Origin of the sequence: Dactylosporangium maewongense (assembly GCF_039531485.1) — a bacterium.
In the GTDB taxonomy this organism is placed as follows: Bacteria; Actinomycetota; Actinomycetes; order Mycobacteriales; family Micromonosporaceae; genus Dactylosporangium; species Dactylosporangium maewongense.
The window spans coordinates 321,345-336,527 of sequence record NZ_BAAAQD010000003.1; the positions used below are offsets into that span (position 1 = coordinate 321,345).

The 15,183-nt window shown below is 72.5% G+C and carries 17 protein-coding genes; 6 read left to right on the forward strand and 11 right to left on the reverse strand.

Going from position 1 to position 15,183, the window contains the following annotated elements:
- Positions 1–12: 12 nt before the first annotated feature.
- From ABD332_RS11130 to ABD332_RS11145, 4 genes are all read right to left on the reverse strand, one after another.
- Complete coding sequence (locus ABD332_RS11130) at positions 13–705, reverse strand: uracil-DNA glycosylase (protein WP_344501731.1); 693 nt, start codon at positions 703–705, stop codon at positions 13–15.
- 9 nt (positions 706–714) lie between these two features.
- A complete protein-coding gene (locus tag ABD332_RS11135) occupies positions 715–1,671 on the reverse strand; it encodes an HAAS signaling domain-containing protein (RefSeq protein ID WP_344501732.1) in 957 nt (318 codons plus the stop codon).
- A complete protein-coding gene (locus ABD332_RS11140; RefSeq protein WP_203845204.1) occupies positions 1,668–1,991 on the reverse strand; it encodes a PadR family transcriptional regulator in 324 nt (107 codons plus the stop codon). The genes ABD332_RS11135 and ABD332_RS11140 overlap by 4 nt, the downstream gene beginning before the upstream one ends.
- Before the next feature lie 100 nt (positions 1,992–2,091).
- Positions 2,092–2,715: an LppU/SCO3897 family protein gene (locus ABD332_RS11145; protein WP_344501733.1), complete on the reverse strand. Its 624-nt coding sequence runs from the start codon at positions 2,713–2,715 to the stop codon at positions 2,092–2,094.
- 128 nt (positions 2,716–2,843) lie between these two features.
- Here ABD332_RS11145 and ABD332_RS11150 point away from each other — a divergent pair, with 128 nt between their 5' ends.
- The gene (locus ABD332_RS11150) at positions 2,844–3,266 is read left to right on the forward strand and encodes a hypothetical protein (RefSeq protein ID WP_344501734.1); all 423 of its coding nucleotides are present in this window, start codon (positions 2,844–2,846) and stop codon (positions 3,264–3,266) included.
- A 3-nt stretch (positions 3,267–3,269) separates the two neighbouring features.
- Here ABD332_RS11150 and ABD332_RS11155 read toward each other — a convergent pair whose 3' ends face one another.
- Positions 3,270–4,202: a Ppx/GppA phosphatase family protein gene (locus ABD332_RS11155; protein ID WP_344501735.1), complete on the reverse strand. Its 933-nt coding sequence runs from the start codon at positions 4,200–4,202 to the stop codon at positions 3,270–3,272.
- A 9-nt stretch (positions 4,203–4,211) separates the two neighbouring features.
- Positions 4,212–4,709 (reverse strand): amino-acid N-acetyltransferase, encoded by a 498-nt coding sequence (locus tag ABD332_RS11160; RefSeq protein ID WP_344501736.1) that lies wholly within the window; start codon positions 4,707–4,709, stop codon positions 4,212–4,214.
- Between the two features lie 33 nt (positions 4,710–4,742).
- Here ABD332_RS11160 and ABD332_RS11165 point away from each other — a divergent pair, with 33 nt between their 5' ends.
- The 3 genes from ABD332_RS11165 to ABD332_RS11175 all read left to right on the forward strand — a co-directional run bounded on the left by ABD332_RS11165 (position 4,743) and on the right by ABD332_RS11175 (position 7,009).
- A complete protein-coding gene (locus ABD332_RS11165) occupies positions 4,743–5,213 on the forward strand; it encodes a cellulose binding domain-containing protein (RefSeq protein WP_344501737.1) in 471 nt (156 codons plus the stop codon).
- Between the two features lie 43 nt (positions 5,214–5,256).
- The gene (locus ABD332_RS11170) at positions 5,257–6,000 is read left to right on the forward strand and encodes a hypothetical protein (protein ID WP_344501738.1); all 744 of its coding nucleotides are present in this window, start codon (positions 5,257–5,259) and stop codon (positions 5,998–6,000) included.
- A 67-nt stretch (positions 6,001–6,067) separates the two neighbouring features.
- Positions 6,068–7,009 (forward strand): phosphotransferase, encoded by a 942-nt coding sequence (locus ABD332_RS11175; protein ID WP_344501739.1) that lies wholly within the window; start codon positions 6,068–6,070, stop codon positions 7,007–7,009.
- A gap of 742 nt (positions 7,010–7,751) precedes the next feature.
- Here the strand turns inward: ABD332_RS11175 and ABD332_RS11180 are convergent.
- From ABD332_RS11180 to pdxR, 5 genes are all read right to left on the reverse strand, one after another.
- The gene (locus ABD332_RS11180; protein ID WP_344501740.1) at positions 7,752–8,219 is read right to left on the reverse strand and encodes a DUF501 domain-containing protein; all 468 of its coding nucleotides are present in this window, start codon (positions 8,217–8,219) and stop codon (positions 7,752–7,754) included.
- A 149-nt stretch (positions 8,220–8,368) separates the two neighbouring features.
- Positions 8,369–8,794 carry an FtsB family cell division protein gene (locus ABD332_RS11185; protein ID WP_344501741.1) on the reverse strand — a complete coding sequence of 142 codons (426 nt, stop codon included), beginning with the start codon at positions 8,792–8,794 and terminating at the stop codon, positions 8,369–8,371.
- A 202-nt stretch (positions 8,795–8,996) separates the two neighbouring features.
- Positions 8,997–10,274, reverse strand: coding sequence for a phosphopyruvate hydratase (gene eno / locus ABD332_RS11190; protein WP_344501742.1), 1,278 nt, complete (start codon positions 10,272–10,274; stop codon positions 8,997–8,999).
- An 86-nt stretch (positions 10,275–10,360) separates the two neighbouring features.
- The gene (locus ABD332_RS11195; RefSeq protein ID WP_344501743.1) at positions 10,361–11,974 is read right to left on the reverse strand and encodes a DUF885 domain-containing protein; all 1,614 of its coding nucleotides are present in this window, start codon (positions 11,972–11,974) and stop codon (positions 10,361–10,363) included.
- A 100-nt stretch (positions 11,975–12,074) separates the two neighbouring features.
- Positions 12,075–13,418, reverse strand: a complete 1,344-nt coding sequence (pdxR, locus tag ABD332_RS11200) for a MocR-like pyridoxine biosynthesis transcription factor PdxR (protein ID WP_344501744.1) — start codon at positions 13,416–13,418, stop codon at positions 12,075–12,077.
- 93 nt (positions 13,419–13,511) lie between these two features.
- Between pdxR and ABD332_RS11205 the strand changes: the two genes are divergently transcribed.
- Together ABD332_RS11205 and ABD332_RS11210 are read left to right on the forward strand one after the other, a co-directional pair.
- Complete coding sequence (locus ABD332_RS11205) at positions 13,512–14,501, forward strand: DMT family transporter (protein WP_344501745.1); 990 nt, start codon at positions 13,512–13,514, stop codon at positions 14,499–14,501.
- Positions 14,387–15,172, forward strand: coding sequence for a patatin-like phospholipase family protein (locus ABD332_RS11210; protein WP_344501746.1), 786 nt, complete (start codon positions 14,387–14,389; stop codon positions 15,170–15,172). The genes ABD332_RS11205 and ABD332_RS11210 overlap by 115 nt, the downstream gene beginning before the upstream one ends.
- Positions 15,173–15,183 lie beyond the last annotated feature (11 nt).

The window sequence follows — 15,183 nt, forward strand, 5'->3', positions numbered from 1 at the left end:
CGTCGGTCAGCGTCATCCGATCCCGGCGAGTGCCTTCGCACGGGTGAAAACCTCGTCCAGCATTCCTGGCGTGAGCCTGCCGGTAAAGGTGTTCTGCTGGCTCACGTGGTAACAACCGAGCAACGCGGGGGCGCCGTCGGCCTGCCACAGGGTGCCGTGGCCGAACGGTACCTTTCGTGCCGGTGCTACACCGTAGACGGCGCGCAGCGCGGGCCAGAAGGCGGCCCAGGCGAATCCGCCGAGCGCGACCACGACCCGCAGCGTCGGGCGGATGAGGGCGAGCTCGCGGTGCAGGTAGGGCGCGCAGGTGTCGCGCTCCGCGGGGGTCGGCTTGTTGTCCGGCGGGGCGCACCGGACCGCGGAGAAGATCCTTGTGCGCTCCAGTGACAGGCCGTCGTCACTGCTGACGCTGGTGGGCTGGTTGGCGAGGCCGGCCCGGTGCATGGCGGCGAACAGCACGTCACCGGACCGGTCGCCGGTGAAGATGCGACCGGTCCGGTTCCCCCCGTGTGCGGCGGGTGCCAGGCCGAGGATGGCGAGCGTGGCGTCGTGGGCGCCGAAGCCGGGGACGGGACGGCCCCAGTACTCCTGGTCGCGGAACGCGGCCCGTTTCGTCGCCGCGACCTGCTCCCGCCACTCGACCAGCCGGGGGCACAGCCGGCAGTCGCAGATCTCCGCGTCGAGGAGGTCAAGGTCGTCTGGCACGCCTCAAAACTAGCGGGACGGGCTCGGGCTGAGCGACGCCGACGCCGACGGGGACGCCGATGGCGAACCGGGCGCGGCGGGAGACTCCGATGGAACGGCGGAGGGCGACGCCGACGGTGACACGGACGGCGACGGCGTCTCGGACTCGCCGGGGCGGGGCGTGCCGAGGCACAGCGGGTAGCTCACCGGCTTGGACTCGTCGCCGGTGGTGCAGCGCCAGTAGTCGCCGACCTGGATCGGCTGGCCGTTCTGGTCGTACAGGGTGATGTGCTGCAGCGAGCGGCCCTGCTCGTCGACCGGGAAGACGTTGGTCACGCTGTCGAAGCGGCCGCCGCTGGTCGGGTAGTAGTCCTGGCTGCTGCCATACCCCCGCAGCAGGCTCGGCGCGTTCGCGATCACGAACAGCACGCCGACGACGGCGACGGCGGTCCCGGCGAACCGGATCCAGCGGGGCGCCCGGGGCACGCCCGTCGCGCCGACGCGGATCGACACGACGATCGCGACCGCCAGCAGCAGCCAGCCGATCGGGTCGTCGAAGCGGTCGGCGGGCACCACGTCCATGGCGAAGATCAGCACCACGATCCCCACCGCGCGGGCGATCCACCAGGCCGGGCGCAGCAGCCGCAGGAACTCCGTCACCCGCGGGTAGCCGATGACCCGGCCGGCGCGCCGGTCGAGCTCCGGCAGGGCCGCGACGAACCGCTCGTAGTAGACGACGACCGGCGCCCGGCGGGCCTCCGCTCCCGCGGCGGCGTCGAGACCGGCGGCGGCGCGCAGCTCGGCGGCGTAGGTCGCCGGCGGGCCGAGCCGGTCGACGAGCGGGCCGCCCTGCTCCTCGAGCACCTCGGCGAAGTGCGCCGGCAGGTCCTCGAGCAGCTCGTCGCGGGTCTCCGCGGGCAGGTCGGCGAGGGCCGCGGCCACCCGCTCGTAGTAGTAGTCGATCTCGATCGTGGCTGCCTCGGTCACGACGTCTCCCCGATCAACTGGTCCATGGTCGTGGCGAAGCCCCGCCACACCTTGCCCGAGGCGCCGAGCTGGGTCCGGCCGGCGGCGTTCAGCGCGTAGTACTTGCGGTGCGGCCCCGACTCGCTGGGGACCACGTAGGTGGTGAGCATCCCGGCCTGGAAGAGCCGGCGCAGGGTGCCATACACGGAGGCGTCGCCGACCTCGTCGAGCCCGGCCGACCGAAGGCGGCGCAGGATGTCGTAGCCATACCCGTCCTCGTCCCGCAGGACGGCGAGCACGGCCAGGTCGAGGACCCCTTTGAGCAGCTGGGTGGTGTCCACGTGAAGCAGAGTAGTACGCAATGCGCAGTACTATCAAGTGCACAAGCCGACGGGCGGCCCGCGTGTCGCGGACCGCCCGTCAGGACGTGCTTCGGGGGAACTACTTGGCGGGACCCAGGCAGAGCGCCTGCCCCTTGGCCGGGTCGGTGCCCTGCCAGAGCACGGACTCCGCGCCCTGCTCGATGTACGCGTCGCAGACGGTGGTCTTCTGCTTCAGCGCGTCGGCCCGCGCCACCTTGTCGACGATGCCGATGACCTTGTACTTCGCCTTGGCGTCGGTGCACTTGACGATGTTGAGGTCGACCTCTTTGGTGCTCGAGCCGGTGATCTCGTCACCCGCGAGGCAGTCGCCGACCTTGGCGTTGGTCGAGCTGTCCTTGGCGAAGTACCAGATCGCGCCGCCACACCCGACGCACAGCACGGCGAGGACCGCGACGATGATCAGGATGACCTTGCCGGCCTTGCCCCGGCGGGGCGGGGGCGGCGGGGCGCCGAAGGGCGGGCCGGGCGGCGCGCCGAAGGGAGGCTGGTCGCCGTACTGCGGGGCGCCACCGTACTGCGGCTGCTCCCCGTACTGCGGGGCGCCGAACTGGGGCTGCTGCCCGTACTGCGGCTGTTGCCCGTACTGCGGCTGCTGGCCGTACTGTGGTGGCTGCTGCCCGTATGGATCACCGCCGCCGGAGGGCGGCGGATAGCCGCCGGGCGGCGGGTACTGATCAGACATGTGCTTCCTTCCGGATATGCCGCAAATATCACCCTAACGTGCCCCTTAGGCGCGGGGGTGACGGCCCACGATAACCGCAGGTGCGAGATGCATACAGTCAGGTGCGCGCACGTATTACGGTGTGCGCCGTGACCGATCTGTTGAAACGCCTCGCCTCAGCGCCCGGTGTCTACCGCGGGCGCGGCGACGGGCTGGAGTCCGGGCCGTTCGTCGCCCGCATCAAGGTGACGTCGGTGGTGCGCGGCAACGCGATCACCCTCGACTACGAGGCGGTCAGTGACAGCAAGGGCCTGCAACACGTTGAGCACACCATCCTCACGGCGAGTGAGGCCGGACGGCTCGAACTCCACGTCACATGCCTGGAACTGCCCGGTGTGACCCGGTTTGTGGAGCACGAGCCCGGGGTGTTCAACGCGTACGAGGGACCCATGCCCGCGAAGATCATCATGACGATGCCGGCCGAGGGCGTCCTGACCTACGGCTGGTGGTGGTCCCGCGACGACGCCGACCCGCGCGAGCAGTCCCGCGCCGAGGTGCGCCGCACCGGCTGACCTTTACTGACGCAAACACGACATCGCGACACCGTCCAGAATGTCCGACTCGGACGCGATGACGTCGACGGCGCCGGCCCGTTCGAGGATGATGCGCAGGATCAGCGCGCCGGCACCGATCACGTCGGCGCGCCCCGGGTGCATGACGGCGTTGGCGAGCCGCTGCTCCGGCGTCGCGGCGAGCAGGTCCGCGGTCACCTTCGCCACGTCGGCGGTGGAGACCCGGGCCCGATGGATGTGCTCCGGCACGTACTCGGTCAGCCCCAGCGCCAGGGCGGTGACGGTGGTCACCGACCCGGCCAGCCCCACGAACGTGCGGGCCCGGCCGGCGTCGACCGCCGCGAGGGCCCGGTCGACCGCGCCGGTGATGTCCTTCTCGGCCGCCGCGACCTGCGCCGCCGTCGGTGGGTGGTCGTGCAGGTGGCGCTCGGTGAGCCGGACGCAGCCGATGTCGACGCTGATCGCGGCGTCGACGCCGCCGGCGGAGCCCACCACGAACTCGGTCGAGCCGCCGCCGATGTCGAAGACCAGGAACGGCGGCTCGGCCCCCAGCCCCTGGACCGCGCCGGCGAACGTGAGGCGGGCCTCCTCGTCGCCGCTGACGACCTCCGGGGCGAAGCCGAGGGTGGCGGTGACCATGGCCCGGAAGTCGTCGGCGTTGGACGCGTCGCGGCTCGCGCTGGTGGCGACCATCCGGACAGTCCCTTGCGCAGGGTCCACCCCGGCCGCGGCGATCTCGGCCGCGTAGTGGACCAGGGCGACGCGGGTGCGCTCGATCGCCGCCTCCGCCAGCCGCCCCGTCCGGTCGACGCCCTCGCCCAGCCGCACGATGCGCATCTGGCGGGTGACGTCGACGAGCGACCCGTCGGGCTGGGCATCGGCGATCAGCAGGCGGACGGAGTTCGTTCCACAGTCGATGGCCGCGACGCGAGTCATGCGATCAAGCTACAGATGCAGCAGCATCCGGTGGTTGCCGAGGGTGTTGGGCTTGACCCGCTCCAGGTCGAGGAACTCCGCGACGCCCTCGTCGTACGAACGCAGCAGCTCCTCGTAGACCTGATGGGTGACCGGCGTGCCGTCGATCGGCACGAAGCCGAACGAGCCGAAGAACCGGGTCTCGAACGTGAGCACGAACACCCGCCGGACGCCGATCTCGCGGGCCGCGGTGAGCAGCTCCGACACGATCCTGTGCCCGATCTTGTGCCCGCGCGTGGTCGGATCGACCGCGACGGTGCGCACCTCGGCAAGGTCCTCCCACATGACGTGCAGCGCGCCGCAGCCGACGATCACCCCGTCGCGCTCGGCGACCCAGAACTCCTGCACGGCCTCGTACAGCGCCACCATCGGCTTCGACAGCAGCCGCCGGTCCGCCACGTACATGGCGACCAGCCGCCGGATGCCCCGCACGTCTGCGGTCCGGGCCCGCCGGACGGTTACCTCCATGACGGTCAGGGTAGTGGCGCGCGGATGTGGCATATGACACGTGAGCGCGTGCTTGTCGTCACCGCCGCGGTGGCGACCGTGGCCGCGGGCACCATGACCGTTTTGTACCTGACGCAGGAACCCGCCGCGAAGGTGGTGACCGTGGAGCGGCCCCAGCTCGTGACGCCGAGCGCCTCGGCCGGCAAACCTGTCGCGAAGGGTGGCGTGAAGGCCGGCTATGCCGTGCGCAGCAAGTGGAAGGACGGCTTCAACGCCGAGGTGACGGTCACCAACATCGGCAGCCAGCCGCTGCAGGGCTGGGTCGTGCAACTGCAGCTGCCGCCGCACGTGGACCCGACGTCCACCTGGGGCGCCGCGGCCGAGCACAAGGCCGACCGGCTGACGCTGCGCTCCCAGTCGTGGAACACCTACCTGGAGCCGGGCGGGTCGATCCGGATGGGGTTCGAGGCGAAGGGCGCCGCGGCCGACCCGGTCAGCTGCACCGTCAACGGGTCGCCCTGCTGACAGTTCGTTGAAAGACCCGGTGACCGGCCCCACATTGGGCGGCATGCATCGTGCCGGTACCCGAATCCTGACCGTCGTGCTCGCTACCGCCCTCGGCGCCGGCGCGCTCGGCTGCGGTCTCATCAACCAGGTCAAGCAGACCGTCGACAACGTCTCCGCGATCACCGACCTCGCCGACCGGATGGGCAAGTCCGGGAGCCTGACCTTCACCGCCGAGTACAAGACCGACGACGGCACCCCGACGACCGTGGTGCAGCAGCCGCCGAAGGCCGCGTACATCGGCAAGGACGGCCGCTTCATCCTCACCGAGGACGCACTGCTGGTCTGCACCGGCAAGAGCGGCCAGAAGGTCGTCTGCCAGAAGAGCGCCGTGCAGACCGGCCAGCTGTCCTCCGCCGACCAGGCCGCCTACCTCTCCGCCGTCGCGGGCGGTGGCTTCATCAACACGGAGATGGCGCTCGGCCTGATGACGGCGGCGGCTCTTGTACCGGGTGTCAAGATCGCCGAGAACACCGCGACCATCGCCGGCCAGAAGAGCGACTGCCTCGACGTCACCGGTATCCCGCAGGACGCCAACGCGGGCCCGAACGACGTCACGGCCAAGGAGTTTCACGTCTGCGTCGCCGAGAGCGGCCTGCTCACCCGGTTCAAGGGTGTGGGCACCGACGACAAGGCCATCGGCGTCGAGCTCAGCAAGTACAGCGACAAGGTCGACGCGCAGGCGTTCGTCGCCCCGAAGGGCGCCCAGATCGTCGAGAGCACCGCTCCGCCGGTCGCTGGTAAGTAACCATTCCTGTCCTACTCTGTAGTTGTCGGGCGGCGAAGGCGCCGGGGCTGCCGTAACGTGCAGAACCGTGCTGACGCCGCCCGCTGGTCTTCCCGAAGACGCGCTCAAGGAGGCCCTTCTCCGCGAGTGGGGCCTTTCCGTCGCGTCGCTGGGCTACCGGGCGGTCGGCTTCGGCAGCCACCACTGGGAGGTCGCCGACGACGGCGGCAACCGCTGGTTCGTCACCGTCGACCAGGACGCCGACGTCGCCCGCCTCACCGCGTCGCTGAGCGTCGCCGTCGACCTGCACGCCACCGGCCGCACCTTCGCCGTCGCCCCCGTGCCGACCCGCCGCGGCGAGCCGCTGTTCCTGCTGGGGCGCTTCGCCGTCGCGCTGTTCCCGTTCGTCGACGGGCAGAGCTTCGACTGGAACGCCTTCCGCGGCCCCGAGCACCGCCAGGCCACCCTCGACATGATCATCCAGCTGCACACCGCGCCCTCGATCGTCCACCGCCACGCCCGCGTCGACGACTTCGCCGTCCCCGGCCGCGCCGAGATCGAGGCGGCGCTGAAGGCTCCCGGCCCCGACTGCGGCCCCTACGCCCGCCTGGCCGCGGAGCTCCTCGCCGGCCACCGGGAGGCCCTGGCCGGCCTGCTCGCCCGCTACGACGAGCTGGTCCTGGACAGCCACGGCGAGCCGGTCCGCGCGGTCCTCACCCACGGCGAGCCGCACTCGGGCAACACCATGCTCACCCCGACCGGCTGGCGCCTCATCGACTGGGACACCGTCCTGATCTCCCCGCCCGAGCGCGACCTGTGGCTCATCGAGCCCGGCGACGGCTCGATCTTCTCGGCCTACGCGGCGGCCACCGGCGTCCTGCCCCGCCCCTCGACCATCATGCTGTACCAGCTGCGCTGGGCCCTGACCGACATCGCCGTCGAGGTCCGCCGCTTCCGCCGCCCCCACACCGGCACCGCCGACGACCTCGAAGGCTGGGAGATCCTCCGCTCCGTCGTCACCCGCATCTAGCTGTAACTCCCCCCACCGCTTGCGCGGCGGGGCCCGGCGGGGATTCTCACCCGCACCCCAATGCGCCGCTCCGCGACGCACAGCCGCGCGTGCCGCGCTGGCTGGGATCGCGCATGCGCGCCGCATCCGGTGACCGGCCGCCGTCGCGGCCGAGGTCAGCGTCCGCGGTGAGTCCGAGTGGCCGGGTGGCCACGGGTGGTGACCGAAGTCGCGTGGTGGCTGTTCGGGCGGCCGTGGCTGTAACTATTCAGGTAGTGGTGGGAGCCATGGGTTGCCGGTGAGGGCGTCGTGGAGCGCGGCCAGGGTGTTCTGGCCGTGTTTGGCGGCGGTGGAGATGCAGCTGCGGACGTGTAACCAGTGTTGGGCGCCCGCGGTGCTGCGTCGGCAAGTCCGGCCTGCCAGCGGGTGTGCAGGTCGGTCAGGACCTTGGGGTCGAGTTGTTCACGGTCGGTGGCTCGTGTGGCCCGGGTCGCGGTCCAGGCGTCACGCATGACCTGGGCGAGGGTCGCGGCCCAGGCGCAGCGCTCCGGTTGGTGTCTGACCCAGACGCCTCGATCGTCACCGCCTGCTCAGCGACCAGCGCCGCCAACTCCGCAGCGACACCGGCTCCGACACCCACCGATCGCCCTACAATAAAACGATCAACTTCGATCAAACACGCCGACCACCTGAATAGTTGCCCGTTTCGCGACTTGGATCTCCAGGCGTGTCGCCAATGGTGGACGGGCGTCCCGTGTTCGGGTCAGGCGGGGGGTGGGACGCAGGGGCCGGAGGCCCACCACTCGGCGGCGAGGGCGAGGGTCTCGTCGCCGAACGGGTTGACGCCCGGGCCGACCGCGAGGGCATGGCCCAGGTGGACGTGCAGGCACTTCACCCGGGTCGGCATGCCGCCGGCCGAGACGCCGGCGATCTCGTCGACGTGGCCGACCTGTTCGCGGCGGCGGAGGTAGTCCTCGTGGGCCGCTTCGTACGCCTTGCGCAGCTCAGGGTCCTCGGCGAGGCGGGCGCCCATCTCGCGCATCAGGCCGGACGACTCCAGGCGGCTGCACTCGTGCACGGCACGCGGGCAGGTCAGGTAGAACAGGGTCGGGAACGGGGTGCCGTCGGGCAGCCTGGGGGTCGTCTCGACCACGTCGGGCAGGCCGCAGGGGCAGCGGTGGGCGACCGCGCGCGTGCCGCGCGGGGTGCGGCCGAGCTGGGCGGCCACCACCGCGAGATCCTCCTCGGTGGCCGGCTCGAATTCCGTCCCGGCAGCGGGCGCCGACCCGGCATCCGACCCGGCAGCGGGAGCCGCGTCAGCGGGCACAGGCGAAGAGGCCGCCGACCCGGGGGCCGTCGGCTCGAATTCCGTTGTCATCCTCAGTCCGCCGCCTCGACGCTCGACCACAGTTTGCCGTACCAGGGCCGGGCGGACTTCTCCGCGCCGGGGATCGCCGCCGGGTCGGTCTGCTGGCCGCGCGCCGGGTCGATCACGACGATCGACTTCTCGCCCGGCAGCACCATGTTGAGCCGCTGGCGGGCCTGGCTGATCACATACTCGTTGTCGTTCCACTTCGCCGCCCGCTCCGCCATCTCGGCGATCTTGACGGTCTGCCGCTCCTGGCTCTGCTCCAGGGCGGCGATCTCCGCCTGCTGGGCCAGGTAGACCCGGACCGGGTAGGCGTAGGCAAGCAGCAGGACGCTCAGGAGGAGGCCGAGGACCACGGCTCGGCTGGTGAAGCGCTTGGGCTGCGGCGCCCGGGTGCGCATCGCGGCGCCGCCGGACGACACGGACCTGCGGGCCACGGTCGGTCTGGCCGGTGCCCGGCCCGCTCCGGCCCGCCCGGCAGCGCCCCGAGGACCCGAGGCCCTGGTGGGCGTGCCGCGCCCGCCCGGCCTGGTGCGCTGCTGCATGCCCTCCCCCTAGGTTCGCCGCCGGGGGCTGTGCCACCACCCCCGGAGAAGCGCCCGCGGCTCCCCAGGAGAGAGCCGCGGGCGTGAAACCGGACTAACGGTACCGCGGGAACGCGCCCCGACCGGCGTAGCGCGCCGCGTCGTCGAGCTCGTCCTCGATGCGCAGGAGCTGGTTGTACTTGGCGACCCGCTCGGACCGGGCCGGGGCGCCGGTCTTGATCTGGCCGCTGCCGACCGCGACCGCGAGGTCGGCGATCGTGGTGTCCTCGGTCTCGCCGGAGCGGTGGCTCATCATCGTGCGGAAGCCGGCGCGGTGCGCCAGGTCGACGGCGTCGAGCGTCTCGGTGAGCGAGCCGATCTGGTTGACCTTGACGAGCACCGCGTTGGCGGTGTCGGTGGCGATGCCACGGGCGATGCGCTGCGGGTTGGTGACGAAGAGGTCGTCGCCGACGATCTGGATGCGGCCGCCGAGCGCGTCGGTCATCGCCTTCCAGCCGTCCCAGTCCTCCTCCGACAGCGGGTCCTCGATGGACACGATCGGGTAGGCGTCGACGAGCTGGGTGTAGTAGGCGATCATCTCGTCGGAGGACTTGCCGCCACCCTCGAAGGTGTACGCGCCCTCCTTGTAGAACTCGGTGGCGGCCACGTCGAGGGCGAGGACGATGTCGCTGCCGAGCGAGAAGCCGGCCTTCTCCACGGCCTCTGCGATCAGGTCGAGCGCGGCGGCGTTGGTCGGCAGGTTGGGCGCGAAGCCACCCTCGTCGCCGAGGCCGGTCGACAGGCCCTTCTTCTTCAGGACCGACTTGAGCGAGTGGTAGACCTCGGCACCGGTGCGCAGCGCCTCGCGGAAGGTCGGCGCGCCGATCGGGGCGATCATGAACTCCTGGACGTCGACGTTGGAGTCGGCGTGGGAGCCACCGTTGAGGATGTTGAGCATCGGCACCGGCAGCAGGTGTGCGTTGGGGCCGCCGAGGTACTTGAACAGGCTGAGACCGGCCGAGTCGGCGGCGGCCTTGGCGACCGCGAGGGACACGCCCAGGATCGCGTTGGCGCCGAGGTTGGCCTTCTCCGGCGTGCCGTCGAGGTCGAGCATGGCCTGGTCGACGAGGCGCTGCTCGGTGGCGTCGAAGCCGCGGACGGCCTCGGCGATGCGCTCGTTCACGTTCTCGACGGCCTTCTCGACGCCCTTGCCGAGGTAACGCTTCGAGTCGCCGTCGCGCAGCTCGTTGGCCTCGAAGGCGCCGGTCGAGGCGCCGGACGGGACAGCCGCGCGGGCCAGGGTGCCGTCGTCGAGGACGACCTCGACCTCGACGGTCGGGTTGCCCCGCGAGTCGAGGATCTCCCGCGCGCCGATTGCTTCAATCGTGGCCACTGTCACTCCTTGCAGACAAAGATTGGTCGGCCGCCACGGTGCGGCACCCTGAGCCTATCGGTTGCGCCGATCTTGCCGACCTGGACCTAGATGTTGAGCAGCGTTCGCAGGTGACGGGGCGGGGGTGAGCCGTGCGCGAGCATCTGGTCGTGCCAGTCGCGCAGCGTGACGTTCACCGGTCGTTCATCGGCGATCTCGCGGACCTCGGTGTAGCCCACGAAGTACGTCGACAGCTGCGTCGAGGACAGCAGCGCCCGGCGCCACTTCCCGGCCGCCTCGCCCTCCTCCTGGAAGCCGGGGCCCATCATGAGCTCCATCGCCTCCTGCTCGGTCATCCCGTCGCAGTGGATCCGCTGGTCGATGATGGCGTTGATGCTCATCCGCAGCTGCATCTTGAGCTGCTGCAGCCGCACCGGCAGGCCACCGAACCCGCGCTCGGCCAGCAGCTGCTCCGCGTACACCGCCCAGCCCTCGACGAACGGCCCGCTCCAGCCGATCACCCGGGCCCGCGTGCGGCCCCGGAAGCGTCGGGCGTGCGCGAGCTGCAGGAAGTGGCCGGGGGTCGCCTCGTGGACCGTGAGGTCGCGCAGCATGTGGCTGTTGTACTCGCGGTAGAACGACGCGACCCGCTCCGCGCTCCAGTCCGACGGGGTGGGTGAGATGCAGTAGAACGTCGGCAGCTCGGCGGACTCCAGCAGGCCGGGCGGATCGCAGTACGCGACGGCGAACCCCCGGGCGAACTCCGGCATCTCCATGATGACCAGCGGGTCGTCGATGAGGGTGACGAGGTCGTGCTCCCGGACGAACGCGGTGGCCTCCGCGAGGGCGACCTTCGCCAGGTCCACGATCGTGTCGTTGTCGGGCACGTCGGCGGCGGCCTGCGCGAACGCGGCGCGGACCGTCTCGTCGGACTCCGGCCCGCCGGTCAGCTCGGCGGCCGCCGCCCGCAGCTGGGCGGTCACCTCCGCGAGGTTGTCCTCGGCGCGCCGCAGGACCGTCGCGGCGCCGAGCTCGGTGTCCAGGGTGTGCCACAGCCGGGCCTCCCACAGCCGTCGGCCGAGCCGCGGGTCCCGGTCGGCGGTGTCGATCCGCTCGCGCAGCCAGGCGGCGAACCCGTCGAGCTCGGCCGCGGCCCGCTCCTGCAACGGGCGGACCACGTCGGCCAGCCCGGGCGCCTCCTTCAGCAGATCGCCGAGCTCGTCCCGTACCAGTGCCGCGGTGCCCTGGAACTGCCCCGCCGCGGTCTCCACGTGGACCCGTGGCATGTCCGTGAGCGTGTCCCGGGCGGTCGCGAGCGCGTCGGGGATCGCCGACAGCCGCGCCGCGATCGACACCAGGCGCTCCTCCGCCGGCGCGAACGGCCGGGCGATCAGCGCGTTCAGCAGCGTCGCCGGGTTGTGGGCGAGCGGGTTCCACTCGTGCTCGCGGATCTCGGTCCGCTCGAACAGCATCCGCTCGACCCGCGCCAGGAGCACCGCGTGGTCGACCTGCTCCTGCGGGTCCAGCAGGTCGAGGTCGACCTGGGTCAGCGCGGCGGAGGCGTCGCGGAGCATGTCGACGTCGCCGGCGACCGCCTCCGCGGACAGGTCCGGCAGCCGGTCGTCGAAGCGGTGGTCGCCGGCCGACGCCGCGAGCCGGGGGTCGGACTCCAGCAGCGCGTCGGCGATGTGCTCGGCCAGTGGCACGAAGTCATGCGGCATGGCTTCGAACCTAGCCGAGAAACCAAAACGAGGAACCTGGCCGAGAAACCAAACGAGGAACCTGGCCGAGAAACCAGAACGAGGAACCTGGCCGAGGAACCTAGACGAGACCGGCGAGGGTCCGGACCGCTCTGGCGAGCTCGTGCGGGGTGTGCGCGGCGTACCCGAGGACGAGCCCCGGCGGTCCCTTGCGGACCCGCAGCGACGACAGGGCGAGGGGCCCGAGCCCGCTCGCGAGCGCGCGCTGCGCCACGGCCCGGTCGTCGGTGCCCGGCGGCAGCTCCACGACCAGGTGCAGCCCGGCGGCGATCCCGCCGATGCGGGCCCGCGGCAGGTGCCGGCGCAGCGCGGCGACCACCGCGTCGCGGCGCTCCCGGTGCAGCCGCCGGGCCCGGCGCAGGTGCCGGTCGTAGCCGCCGGCGGCGAGGAACTCGGCGAACGCGAGCTGCTGCAGCGCCGGCCCGCCGTTGTCGGCGTCCGCCTTCGCCGCGCGCAGCGTCTGGTGGAGCCCCGGCGGCGGCGCGAGCCAGCCCAGCCGCAGCCCCGGCGCGAGGACCTTGCTCACCGAGCCGACGAGCGCGACCCGGTCCGGCGCGAGCCCCTGCAGGCAGGCGACGGGCTCGCGGTCGTAGCGGTGCTCGGCGTCGTAGTCGTCCTCGACGATCAGCCCGCCGACCCGGCGGGCCCAGGCGATCAGGTCGGTGCGCCGCTGCGGGGCGAGCACCACGCCGGTCGGGAACTGGTGCGCGGGGGTGACGACCACCGCCGTGCACCTGCTGCGCGCGAGCGCCCGCACGTCGAGGCCGTCGTCGTCGACCGGCACCGGCACCACGTCGAGCCCGAGCCGCTGCAGGTGCTCCCGCAGCGCCGACGGGCCCGGATCCTCCAGCGCGATCCGCCGCACGTCCTGCGCCAGCAGCGCCTTCGCCAGCAGAGCCAGGCCCTGGGTGACGCCGGCGGTGACGATCAGCCCTTCCGGCGGCACCAGCGCGGCCCTGACCCGCCCGAGGTAGCCCGACAGCTCCTGGCGCAGCCGGGGCGCGCCGGTCGCGTCGCCGTAGTCGAAGTCGGCGTCCAGGGCGCTGGTCAGGGCCGTCTCGTACGCCCGCCGCCACGCCGTGCGCGGGAACATCCCCAGGTCGGGCACGCCCGGCCGCAGCGGCGCGACCGCGACGGGCCGGTCCGGCGGGTCGCTGCGACGGCGCTGCACCGGTGCGGAGACGGCGGCGACGACCGTCCCGGACCCCCGCCGCGTCAGCAGGCGCCCCTCGGCCGTGAGCTGCTCGTATGCCCCGACGACAAGGCCTCGCGAGACACCGAGGTCGGCGGCGAGGTCCCTGGTCGACGGCAGCCGCGTCCCCGGCGCCAGCCGGCCCCCGGTGATCGCCTCGCGGAGCGCACCGACGAGCTGGTCGCCGACCCGCGGCCGAGTGCGGTCAAGCACGACCAACGCCTCCCAGACCGACAAAGTGGACCTCCAAACGCGGGGCTCGGTGGCACTGTAGCGTGGACCACTGGCGATCGTAAGTTCGCTGTCATGAACCGGCTGCACACCTTTTACTGCGTGCTGACCTGCGCGATCCTGGGCTCCTCGTTCACCGTCAGCCGGTCGCTGGCCGACTTTCCCGTCCTGACCGGCCAGGCGCTGCGCTACACCCTCGCCGCGGCCGCGCTCGCCCTGCTCACCAGCTGGCTACGGCCCACGGGCCGCGAGCTGCTGCGCCTGGTGGGCGTCGCGGCGACCGGGCTGGTCGGTTTCAACGTCCTGCTCATGTACGCCCTGCGCCACGCCGACCCCGCGGCCATCGGCACGATCGTCGGCGCCAGCCCGCTGCTGCTCGCCCTGCTCGGCCCCCTGCAGGAGCGCCGCCGCCCCGCCCCGCGCCTGCTCCTCGCCGCCGCGGTCGTGGTCCTCGGCGCGGTCCTCGTGCAGGGCGGCGGCCGCATCGACGGCGCGGGCCTCGCCGCCGCGACCGGCGTCCTCGTCTGCGAGGCGGCGTTCTCGCTGCTGGCCGCGCCGCTGCTGCCCCGGCTGGGGCCGGTCCGGGTGTCGGCGTGGAGCACCGCCCTCGCCGTCCCGCTCCTCCTCGTCGCCCTCCCCTTCACCGGCGAGGTGCCACGCCTGCCGTCCGCCGGCGAGGCCGCCGCCCTGGCCTTCCTGGGTCTGGTGCTGACCGTGGTCGCGTTCGTCTGCTGGTACAGCGGCGTCGCCCACCTCGGCATCGAACGCGCCGGCGTGTTCGTCGGCCTGGTCCCGGTCTTCGCCCTGATCACGGTCGCCGTGGTGGACCGGGTCACGCCCGACCCGCGCCAGCTGCTCGGCGTCGCGGCCGTCTCCGCCGGCCTGGTCCTCGGCCTGCGCAGCGGTCCACGATCCCCGGACACCGGCGCCGGCCGTGATAACCAGGATGCATGGAACGCACCGCACTCGTCCTCGGCGCCGGCGGCATCACCGGCGTCGCCTGGCAGCTCGGTCTCCTCATCGGCCTCGCCCAGCAAGGCCTCGACCTCACCCGCGCGGACCTGATCGTCGGCACCTCCGCCGGCGCGATCACCGGCGCCCTGGTCGCCGCCGGCCACGACCCGGCCGCCGCGGCCGCGATGGAGGCCCCTCTCGGCCCCGGCGACCCGCGGATCCGCGCCGACTGGACCCGCGGCGCCGTCGCGTTCCAGCTGCTGCAGGACCCGTCGCTGCCACCCGCGGAGCTGCGCCGCCGGATCGGCACGATCGCCCTCGAAGCCGAGGTCGGGCCGCCCGAGCCGTGGCTGGCGTCCTTCGCCCGCCGCCTGCCGATCGACCGCTTCCCCGACCGCCTGCTCGTCACCGCCGTCGACACCGCCACCGGCGAGCCGGCCTTCTGGACCGCGGCGTCGGGCGTCCCGCTGGTGCCGGCCGTCGCGGCGAGCTGCGCGGTGCCGTGCCTGTTCCCGCCGATGCCCGTCAACGGCGGCAGGTACATGGACGGCGGCGTCCGCTCCCGCACCAACGCCGACCTGGCCACCGGCTACGACCGCGTCGTCGTCCTCGCCCCGCGCATCCCGATGCTCCAGCGCGACACCCCCGCCACGGGCACGCTGATCGAGCCGGACCCGGCCGCCCAGTCCGCCATCGGCGGCAACGTCTTCGACCCGTCCCGCTGGCCCGCCGTCGTCGAGGCCGCCACCCACCAGGGCGCCACCCACCCTCTCCCCTGGTAGAAGGGGGCGGG

What these genes read in the sequence shown, in the direction of transcription:
- ABD332_RS11145 (WP_344501733.1), bottom strand. Translation starts at nt 2,715, where the DNA reads ATGTCTGATCAGTACCCGCCGCCCGGCGGCTATCCGCCGCCCTCCGGC.
- ABD332_RS11155 (WP_344501735.1), bottom strand. Translation starts at nt 4,202, where the DNA reads ATGACTCGCGTCGCGGCCATCGACTGTGGAACGAACTCCGTCCGCCTG.
- ABD332_RS11160 (WP_344501736.1), bottom strand. Translation starts at nt 4,709, where the DNA reads ATGGAGGTAACCGTCCGGCGGGCCCGGACCGCAGACGTGCGGGGCATC.
- ABD332_RS11165 (WP_344501737.1), top strand. Translation starts at nt 4,743, where the DNA reads ATGACACGTGAGCGCGTGCTTGTCGTCACCGCCGCGGTGGCGACCGTG.
- ABD332_RS11170 (WP_344501738.1), top strand. Translation starts at nt 5,257, where the DNA reads ATGCATCGTGCCGGTACCCGAATCCTGACCGTCGTGCTCGCTACCGCC.
- ABD332_RS11195 (WP_344501743.1), bottom strand. Translation starts at nt 11,974, where the DNA reads ATGCCGCATGACTTCGTGCCACTGGCCGAGCACATCGCCGACGCGCTG.
- ABD332_RS11205 (WP_344501745.1), top strand. Translation starts at nt 13,512, where the DNA reads ATGAACCGGCTGCACACCTTTTACTGCGTGCTGACCTGCGCGATCCTG.
- ABD332_RS11210 (WP_344501746.1), top strand. Translation starts at nt 14,387, where the DNA reads ATGGAACGCACCGCACTCGTCCTCGGCGCCGGCGGCATCACCGGCGTC.